The sequence below is a fragment of the Mycobacterium sp. NGS34 genome (genome assembly GCF_059812845.1).
This window is the reverse complement of record NZ_JCALDM010000009.1, coordinates 207,478-215,240: the sequence shown is the minus strand read 5'-3', so window position 1 is coordinate 215,240 and position 7,763 is coordinate 207,478. Positions and strand designations below refer to the sequence as shown.

Genomic DNA, 7,763 nt, shown 5'->3' with positions numbered 1-7,763 from the left:
GCCCGCTTCGGCGCAACAAGTCGACGCTCGGCCGGGTTAAGTCAGTCGCACTGACCATTCCGCGTGCGGGACGGCGCGAACGGCGGTGATGTCGTTCTGTTGGCCGTCGTCGACCACCAACGTCAGCAATTGCACGACTATCCCGGTCAGCTTGCCGCGCTGCGGGTCCACCGCCGGAATGGTGACCGCGAGGCGCGAGCCCGGTCGAAACATGGTCGCGGTCGTGTTGGCAGGATCCTCATAGACCTGCAGTAGCCGCCACGGCGCCCGTGCGATGGCGTCGGGAACCGAAAGTTGCACCGGGTAATGCTCGTTGAGCGGTAGCTCGCCTTGGGTCTGCGGCGTCTGGCAGTCGTTGAGGTTGAGCACGTCGCAGTACAGGTAGGGCCCCACCCGGGTCAGGTGCCCGTGCGAGTAGGCGCTGATCTCGGGCTGCTGCGGGCCGGTGCGGCGCACCAGCAGCCACGTACCGAACCCAGCCCCGGCGCACGCCAGTACCACCACGGCCGCGACGAGCGCGACCACGCCGCGTCTCACTCCGGCACCGCCGCCGGCCTGCCCCGGCGTGTCCCCTCCTGCTCGACCATGACGGGCCGATTGCCGCCCAGGCCGGGGATCAGCGAGTCGCCGCGGAAGCTGACGAGGGTCTGGGCCAGCCCGAGGATGAGCAGGGCGCTGACCGCGGTGAAGCCGACCCACAGTTCGGTGTACACCAGGACCCCGAGCGCCCCACCCAGCACCCAGGCCAGCTGCAGGGTCGATTCCGATCGCCCGAATCCCGACGCCCGCGACTCCTCGGGCAGATCGTGCTGCAGGGAGGCGTCGAGCGAGGCCTTCGCGATGGCGCTGGAGCCGGACGTGATCAGGGTGGCGATCACCGTCACCATCAGGGTTCCCGCCACGGCGGCCGCCAGTGCGACGGCGCACACCGCCACCGCGCAGCGCACCACCAGCACGGCGGGCCGGCCCAGCTGCAGGCGCGCGCTGGCGAAGTTTCCGGCGAAGTTGCCGATCGCGGCCGCGGCCCCGATCATGCCGAGCATCGCCAACTGGGCCCATCCGTTGGCCTGATGCGCCTTGGCGACGAACGCCGGGTACAAGAACAGGAAGCCGACCATCACCTTGATGGTGCAATTGCCCCACAGCGAGGTGATGATGTTGCGGCCCAACGGTTGTCGAAGCGTTCCTCCGACCCTTTTGACCTCGTCGGGCCATCGGCGCGGTTGGTCGCTGTCGCGCCGGTAGCTCAGGGTGGCCGGGACTTCACCCGCGGTCACCTCGACCCAGCGCGGGATCCGCATCGACAGGAAAGCGCCCGCGATCGTGACCGCGACAACGACGAACAGCGCGCCGGGCAGCTTGAAGAGGTGGGTGCAGACGAACTCGACGCCGCCCGCGATGGCGCCGCCGGCGATGGTGCCGCCGAGCAGTCCGAACACGGTCAGCCGGGAATTGACCCGCACCAGGTCGATCGACGGCGGCATCACCCTGGGTGTCACCGCGCTGCGCAGCACGCTGAACGACTTCGACAGCACCATCATCGCCAGCGCGCACGGATAGAGCACCATCGACGGGAAGCTGCCGGAGGCGCCGTCGTAGTTCATGATCAACAGCACGGCCAGCAGGGTGCGCAGCGCGAACGACAGCGCCAGCGCGACGCGCCGGCCGTGCTGCAGGCGGTCCAGCGCCGGGCCGATCAGCGGCGCGATCACCGCGAACGGGGCGATCGTAATCAACAGGTACAGAGCCACTTTGGACTTGCTCTCCCCGCTGGCCGCGGCGAAGAACAGGGTGTTGGCCAGCGCGACCGCCATCGCCGAGTCGACCGCGAAGTTGGCGACCACCGGCCACGTCAGCGCGGTCAGGCCCGATTTGTCGGCGCCGTCGGCTGTGGCGGCCCGCTGCACCATCCAGTACATGCGGGACCCCATTTCGCGGCTGCGCATCGCGGCCGCGCGGGTGACGGTGATGCGTTCGCTGGCGGCGGCACCCCGTGGGGGCGGACCGCCGGTGCGGTCCGGCTCGGACTGCTCGCCCAGCGGCGGGAGGTAGCGGTTCGCGCTCGGCATCGGCGGCGGCCGACGCGACCGGCGATCGTCGGAGCCGTCGGCCGGGTAGTTGGCCATGCCGGGATGCTGGTTGGCCGACCCCTTGGCGGCGGGGCGGGGCCGGCGGCCCGGGTTAGAGGCCACCCGGCCCCGGGGTTCACGCCGCCGTCCAGACACAGGTCAATTCTGTCCTATGCCGGCAGGCAACAGGGCGTGGCTCGCCAACCTAGTATGGAGACGCACTGCAGTCCGACCGACACCAGAGAGGGGGCAGCGTGACCGGACCCACCGAAGAGTCAGTGGAGCCCGCCGCGACGACGGTGGCCGAGTGGCCCGACGAGTTGGCGGCGCTGCTCTCGGGCGCGGCTGACCAGGCCAGGGCCGCCGTCGAGGAGTTCGCCGGTCCCGAGGCCGTCGGGGACTACCTGGGCGTCAGCTTCGAGGACCCGAACGCCGCGACCCACCGCTTCCTGGCGCATTTGCCCGGCTACCAGGGCTGGCAGTGGGCGGCCGTGGTCGCCGGCTACCGGGGCGCGGACCACGCCACGATCAGCGAAGTCGCGCTGATCCCGGGTCCGACGGCGTTGCTGGCCCCGGAATGGGTGCCCTGGGAGGAGCGGGTGCGGCCGGGGGATCTGGGGCCCGGCGACCTGCTGGCGCCCGCGGCCGACGACCCCCGGTTGGTCCCGGGCTACGCCGCCAGCGGTGATCCGCAGGTCGACGAGACCGCCGCCGAGGTCGGGTTGGGCCGGCGCTGGGTGATGGGTCCCGTGGGCCGCGCCGAGGCGGCCGAGCGATGGCACACCGGCGACTACGGTCCCGATTCGGCGATGGCGCGTTCGACCAAGCGGGTGTGCCGCGACTGCGGCTTTTTCCTGCCGCTGTCCGGAGCGCTGGGTGCGATGTTCGGGGTGTGCGGCAACGAGCTGTCCGCCGACGGGCACATTGTCGACAAGCAGTACGGCTGCGGCGCCCATTCGGACACCCCGGCCCCGGCCGGTGCCGGCTCGCCGATGTACGACCCCTACGACGACGGCGTGCTCGACGTTGCGGAGAACCCGCCGCCGGCTCAGGCCGAGGCGGTGGAGTCGGTTCAGGCCGAAGCGCCGGAGTCGCCACCGGAAGCGCTGGAGTCGCCACCGGAAGCGCCGGAGTCCCCGCCCGAGCCCGCCGAACCGGAGGCCTAGCCTTTCTCGGCGGCGGCCTTGATCCTCGCCAGCGAGGTGTTCATTCCTTCGAGCAACTCGCGTTCGAAGTTCGTGGTCCCGCCCAACATCGCGTTGACCGAGAGGTTCGAGATGGCGGTGACGCCGTTCTCGGCGTGGCGGCTCTCCACCACCCGGGTGCCCTCACCGTGGGGCTCGAGTTCGTAGCTCCAGACGGTGTGGTTGGTGTTGACCCGGAACGCCAGCTTCTTCTCGGGAACCACCTCGACCACCGTGCTCGTGGTGGGCCAGAACACGCGGTTGCGGCGGTTGAGGTTGACCGTGCGGGTGCCGGGGCGAACCGGGCCGATGGGCCGCATCCAGCGACACTGCGGGCTCCACTGCGGCATCCGCCGGAAATCGGAGATCAGGGCCCAGACCTTCGAGGCCGGAGCGTCGATGTCGATTTGCGCTTGCAGTAGCGGGGCGACCATTGCTTCTCCCGTTCGGCGAATTTAATTGCGGTCCAAGTAGGTTTCGAGGCCGGTCTGCGCGCCGCGTGCGCCGCGGCGCGCGGCGGCGAGCTGCAACACGAAGATGCTGGTGCCGATCAGCCCGACGCCCAACCCGCCCAGCGTCACCGGGCGCCAACTCTGCAGGGCGGGCACGACGAACGCGAGGAAGGCGCCGATCAGCCAACCCGCGAAGCCGACCGCCACGACCGGCCACACCTCGAGCAGCGAGGCCGGCAGCGGCGGCGCCTCGCGGCCTTGGCCGGGTTCGACAGTCATTGCGATCAACATAGCCCGCGCGAGCAAAGGACCAAAGTCCGTGGTTGGCCGTTTCGTGTCCCGTGTTTCTTGCGTTGCGTGTACCCTCGCGCCATGCCTGACAGCGATGCGCGGCTGGCCAGCGACCTGTCGCTGGCGGTCATGCGGCTGGCCCGCCAACTGCGGTTCCGCAATCCGTCGTCGCCGGTGTCGCTGTCTCAGTTGTCGGCGCTGGCCACGCTGGCCAACGAGGGCGCGATGACCCCCGGCGCGTTGGCGATTCGCGAGCGCGTCCGGCCGCCGTCGATGACGCGGGTGATCGCTTCGCTGGCCGAGATGGGTCTGGTCGATCGCACCCCGCACCCCGTCGACGGCCGCCAGGTGCTGGTCTCGGTGTCCGAGGCCGGCGCCGAGCTGGTCAAGGCGAACCGTCGGGCCCGCCAGGAGTGGCTGGCAAAGCGGCTGGCGACGCTGGACGTCGAGCAACGCGACACCCTGCGCGAGGCCGCCGACATGATGTTGGCGCTTGTCGACGAAGGCCCGTGACCGACGGCCCGGACGTTCAGGACGTCACCGATCCCGACGACCCCCGGCTCGACGATTTCCGCGACCTGAACAGCGTCGATCGCCGTCCCGATCTACCGACCGGCAAGGGGCTGGTGATCGCCGAAGGCGTGCTGGTGGTGCAGCGCATGCTGGCGTCGCGATTCACCCCGCACGCCCTGCTGGGCACCGAACGCAGGCTGGCTGAACTCGAGGACGATCTGGTCGACACAGCGGCGCCGTACTACCGGGCCTCGGCCGAGGTGATGGCGAAAGTGGTCGGCTTCCACCTGAATCGCGGCGTGCTGGCGGCCGCGCGCCGGGTGCCGGAACCCAGCGTCGTGGAGGTGGTGGAGAGCGCCCGCACCGTCGCGGTGCTCGAGGGCGTCAACGACCACGAGAACCTGGGCTCGATCTTTCGCAACGCGGCGGGGCTGGGTGTGGACGCGGTGGTGTTCGGCGCCGGGTGCGCGGACCCGTTGTACCGCCGCGCCGTGCGGGTGTCCATGGGCCACGCCCTGCTGGTGCCGTATGCGCGAGCCTCCGAGTGGCCCAATGACCTTATGTTGTTGAAGGAGAGCGGATTTCGGCTGCTGGCCATGACCCCGCAGCGCGAGGCCTCCGCGCTGGCCGAGGCGATGGCCGCGATGGTCGACCAACGCGTCGCGGTGGTGGTGGGCGCCGAGGGCCCGGGCCTGACGAGAGCCGCCCTGCGGCTCAGCGACGTGTGGGTTCGCATCCCGATGTCGCGGGGTACCGACTCGCTCAACGTCGCCACGGCGGCGGCCCTGGCCTTCTACGAGCGGGCTAGGCTCACGTGGTGAGCGACGAGTCCGTCCCCTGGGCAACGGGTTTGACGGTGTCCGCGTTCGTGGCCGCGGTCACCGGGATCGCCATCGTCGTGCTGAGTCTGGGGCTGATCCGGGTGCATCCGCTGTTGGCGGTCGGCCTCAACGTCGTGGCGGCGGGGGGGTTGGCGCCGACGCTGTGGGGTTGGCGGCGCACCTTGGTGCTGCGCTGGTTTGTGCTCGGCGCGGCGATGGGTGTCGCGGGCGCCTGGGTGACGCTGCTGGCGCTGACGATTTCGGGCTAGCGGTGATCGCGAGCGCGGCGTAGCCGGGCGGAGCGGGTCACCGCCATCGGGCGCCTAGCGCTGCCCGCCTGAGCGCACACCGAGCAGCACGTCTTCCCACGCCGGGATGACCGGCTTGCCACGTCGGGTGTGCACCGGCTGTTCGGGCGGGGCGGGCGGCGCAGGCTTCGGCTCTTCTTCGCGTTCGATGGGGGCCACCCGCGCGAGCGGTCGCAGCGGACGCTCGAAGTCCGGGTCGATCAGCTCGCTGGCCGAGTCGTCGGTCGCCGTGACCGTGCCGCCGTGGGCGCCGGGGGTGAAGCAGAAGTGCGCGATGTTGTCGGTGCGGCCGGCCTTCCAGGCGAGCTGCACGGTCCAGCGGCTGTCCTCGTTGCGCCAGGCGTCCCAGCTGAGCCGGTCGGGTTCGAGGCCGCGCGCCACCAGCGCGGTGCTGATGGTCTCCAGCAGCGTCAGCACCGACGGTCCGTCGGCGAGCATCGGGTGCGCGGCCGTTGCCAGCTCCGCGGCGCGGGCGCGTTCCAGCAACACCGGGTGCGCGAACCGGCGCACGCGCACGATATCCGAGCCCGAGGTGGCGGCCACCTGCTCGACGGACGCGCCGGCGCGAATCCGGGCCTGAATTTCCTTGGGGCTCAGCATGTTGGTGAATTGCATGTCGAGCGGCGGCTGCTCGAGCGGTGGCGCCTCGCCTCGCAGGGCGGCCCGGAGTCTGTCGTCGGCCGCCAGCTTGAACCGGTCTGCGGGGTCATCACCCTCACAGATGATGTATTTGCCGTCGTCGTCGAGACCAACCACTTTGAGTACCCGCATGGCTTCTCCTCGCAGGCTCCGTCCCGTTGCGCAACGGACCCGTCAGGTGCGCACTCTAATGCAGCTAACGCCGGTAACCCGCTCTGACACGCTGGCGGGTTGCCGGCCGATGACAGTCCGGTTACAGCCGCTCGACCACCCAGTCGACGCACCGGGTCAGGGCGCTGACGTCCTCGGGGTCGACCGCGGGGAACATCGCGACCCGCAACTGGTTGCGGCCCAGCTTGCGGTACGGCTCGGTGTCGACGATGCCGTTCGCCCGCAAAGTCTTGGCGACGGCCGCGGCGTCGACGTCGTCGGCGAGGTCGATCGTGCCCACCACCTGGGAGCGCAACGCGGGATCGGCGACGAACGGCGTGGTGTAGGGCCGCTCCTCGGCCCAGGAGTACAACCGCTGCGACGAGTCCGCGGTCCGCTTGACCGCCCAGTCGAGCCCGCCGCTGCCCAGCATCCAGTCCAGCTGTTCGGCCATCAGCGCCAGGGTGCCGATTGCCGGGGTGTTGTAGGTCTGGTTCTTCAGGCTGTTCTCCACCGCGATGGGCAGCGACAAGAAGTCCGGCACCCAGCGCCCGGACGCGGCGATCGACTCGACGCGCGCCAGCGCGGCGGGGCTCATGATGGCCAGCCACAGGCCGCCGTCGCTGGCGAAGTTCTTCTGCGGCGAGAAGTAGTAGACGTCGGCCTGGGTGATGTCGACGGGCAGACCGCCGGCCCCCGAGGTCGCGTCGATGAGGACCAGCGCGTCGTCCGCGCCGGCGGGGCGGCGGACCGCAACCGCAACACCGGTCGAGGTCTCGTTGTGCGCCCACCCGATCGCGTCGACCGACGGGTCGCTCTGCGGCTCGGGGGCGCTGCCGGCGTCCGACTTGATGATGATGGGGTCGCCGACGAACGGGTTCTTGGCGACGCAGGAGGCGAACTTCGAGCTGAACTCGCCGAAGGACAGATGCAGCGAGCGCTTGTCGATCAGCCCGAACGCGGCGGCGTCCCAGAACGCCGTCGCGCCGCCGTTGCCCAGGATGACCTCGTAGCCGTCCGGCACCGAGAACAGCTCCCTGACTCCCGACCGGACCCGGCCCACCAGATCCTTGACGGGGGCCTGCCGGTGCGACGTGCCGAACAGCGGCGCGGCGGTGGTGGTCAGCGCCTTGAGTTGCTCGGGCCGGACCTTCGACGGGCCGGACCCGAAGCGGCCGTCGCGGGGTTTGATGTCAGAAGGGATCTCGAGCTGGTCAGCCATGTCAGCCAGCCTAGTGAGCCGCCGGGGGCGCCGACGTCGTGGGCCGAGCTGGCCCGGGTGGGGCTACGCGAGATGTGAGCCACGCCACACCACTCGCGTGACCACCGGTCAGGC

10 protein-coding genes are annotated in these 7,763 nt (G+C 70.5%); 4 read left to right on the top strand and 6 right to left on the bottom strand.

The genetic code is table 11. From position 1 onward, the window contains the following. Positions 1–36 precede the first annotated feature (36 nt). Entirely contained in the window at positions 37–537 is a 501-nt protein-coding gene (locus AC5Y7V_RS22390) for a DUF2771 domain-containing protein (RefSeq protein WP_499882200.1), read from the bottom strand. Next, on the bottom strand, positions 534–2,192 hold the full coding sequence (locus AC5Y7V_RS22385) for an MFS transporter (RefSeq protein WP_499882217.1): 1,659 nt from the start codon (positions 2,190–2,192) through the stop codon (positions 534–536). The genes AC5Y7V_RS22390 and AC5Y7V_RS22385 overlap by 4 nt, the downstream gene beginning before the upstream one ends. A gap of 131 nt (positions 2,193–2,323) precedes the next feature. Between AC5Y7V_RS22385 and AC5Y7V_RS22380 the strand changes: the two genes are divergently transcribed. Beyond that, complete coding sequence (locus tag AC5Y7V_RS22380) at positions 2,324–3,235, top strand: DUF3027 domain-containing protein (RefSeq protein WP_499882199.1); 912 nt, start codon at positions 2,324–2,326, stop codon at positions 3,233–3,235. Here AC5Y7V_RS22380 and AC5Y7V_RS22375 read toward each other — a convergent pair. After that, entirely contained in the window at positions 3,232–3,687 is a 456-nt protein-coding gene (locus tag AC5Y7V_RS22375) for an SRPBCC family protein (RefSeq protein WP_499882198.1), read from the bottom strand. The two genes, AC5Y7V_RS22380 and AC5Y7V_RS22375, sit on opposite strands and share 4 nt — an antisense overlap. A gap of 21 nt (positions 3,688–3,708) precedes the next feature. After that, positions 3,709–3,984 carry a DUF2530 domain-containing protein gene (locus AC5Y7V_RS22370; protein WP_499882197.1) on the bottom strand — a complete coding sequence of 92 codons (276 nt, stop codon included), beginning with the start codon at positions 3,982–3,984 and terminating at the stop codon, positions 3,709–3,711. Between the two features lie 93 nt (positions 3,985–4,077). Between AC5Y7V_RS22370 and AC5Y7V_RS22365 the strand changes: the two genes are divergently transcribed. The 3 genes from AC5Y7V_RS22365 to AC5Y7V_RS22355 are packed head-to-tail and all read left to right on the top strand — an operon-like array spanning position 4,078 to position 5,599. Further along, positions 4,078–4,509: an Rv0880 family HTH-type transcriptional regulator gene (locus AC5Y7V_RS22365; protein ID WP_499882196.1), complete on the top strand. Its 432-nt coding sequence runs from the start codon at positions 4,078–4,080 to the stop codon at positions 4,507–4,509. Next, entirely contained in the window at positions 4,506–5,330 is an 825-nt protein-coding gene (locus AC5Y7V_RS22360) for a TrmH family RNA methyltransferase (protein ID WP_499882195.1), read from the top strand. Before AC5Y7V_RS22365 ends, AC5Y7V_RS22360 begins: the two co-directional genes overlap by 4 nt. Continuing rightward, positions 5,327–5,599, top strand: coding sequence for a DUF2537 domain-containing protein (locus AC5Y7V_RS22355; RefSeq protein WP_499882194.1), 273 nt, complete (start codon positions 5,327–5,329; stop codon positions 5,597–5,599). Before AC5Y7V_RS22360 ends, AC5Y7V_RS22355 begins: the two co-directional genes overlap by 4 nt. A gap of 54 nt (positions 5,600–5,653) precedes the next feature. Here AC5Y7V_RS22355 and sepH read toward each other — a convergent pair whose 3' ends face one another. Further along, the gene (sepH, locus tag AC5Y7V_RS22350; RefSeq protein WP_499882193.1) at positions 5,654–6,409 is read right to left on the bottom strand and encodes a septation protein SepH; all 756 of its coding nucleotides are present in this window, start codon (positions 6,407–6,409) and stop codon (positions 5,654–5,656) included. Between the two features lie 121 nt (positions 6,410–6,530). Then, entirely contained in the window at positions 6,531–7,649 is a 1,119-nt protein-coding gene (gene serC, locus AC5Y7V_RS22345) for a phosphoserine transaminase (RefSeq protein ID WP_499882192.1), read from the bottom strand. Positions 7,650–7,763: the final 114 nt, after the last annotated feature.

What these genes read in the sequence shown, in the direction of transcription:
- AC5Y7V_RS22375 (WP_499882198.1), bottom strand. Translation starts at nt 3,687, where the DNA reads ATGGTCGCCCCGCTACTGCAAGCGCAAATCGACATCGACGCTCCGGCC.
- AC5Y7V_RS22370 (WP_499882197.1), bottom strand. Translation starts at nt 3,984, where the DNA reads ATGACTGTCGAACCCGGCCAAGGCCGCGAGGCGCCGCCGCTGCCGGCC.
- AC5Y7V_RS22365 (WP_499882196.1), top strand. Translation starts at nt 4,078, where the DNA reads ATGCCTGACAGCGATGCGCGGCTGGCCAGCGACCTGTCGCTGGCGGTC.
- sepH (WP_499882193.1), bottom strand. Translation starts at nt 6,409, where the DNA reads ATGCGGGTACTCAAAGTGGTTGGTCTCGACGACGACGGCAAATACATC.
- serC (WP_499882192.1), bottom strand. Translation starts at nt 7,649, where the DNA reads ATGGCTGACCAGCTCGAGATCCCTTCTGACATCAAACCCCGCGACGGC.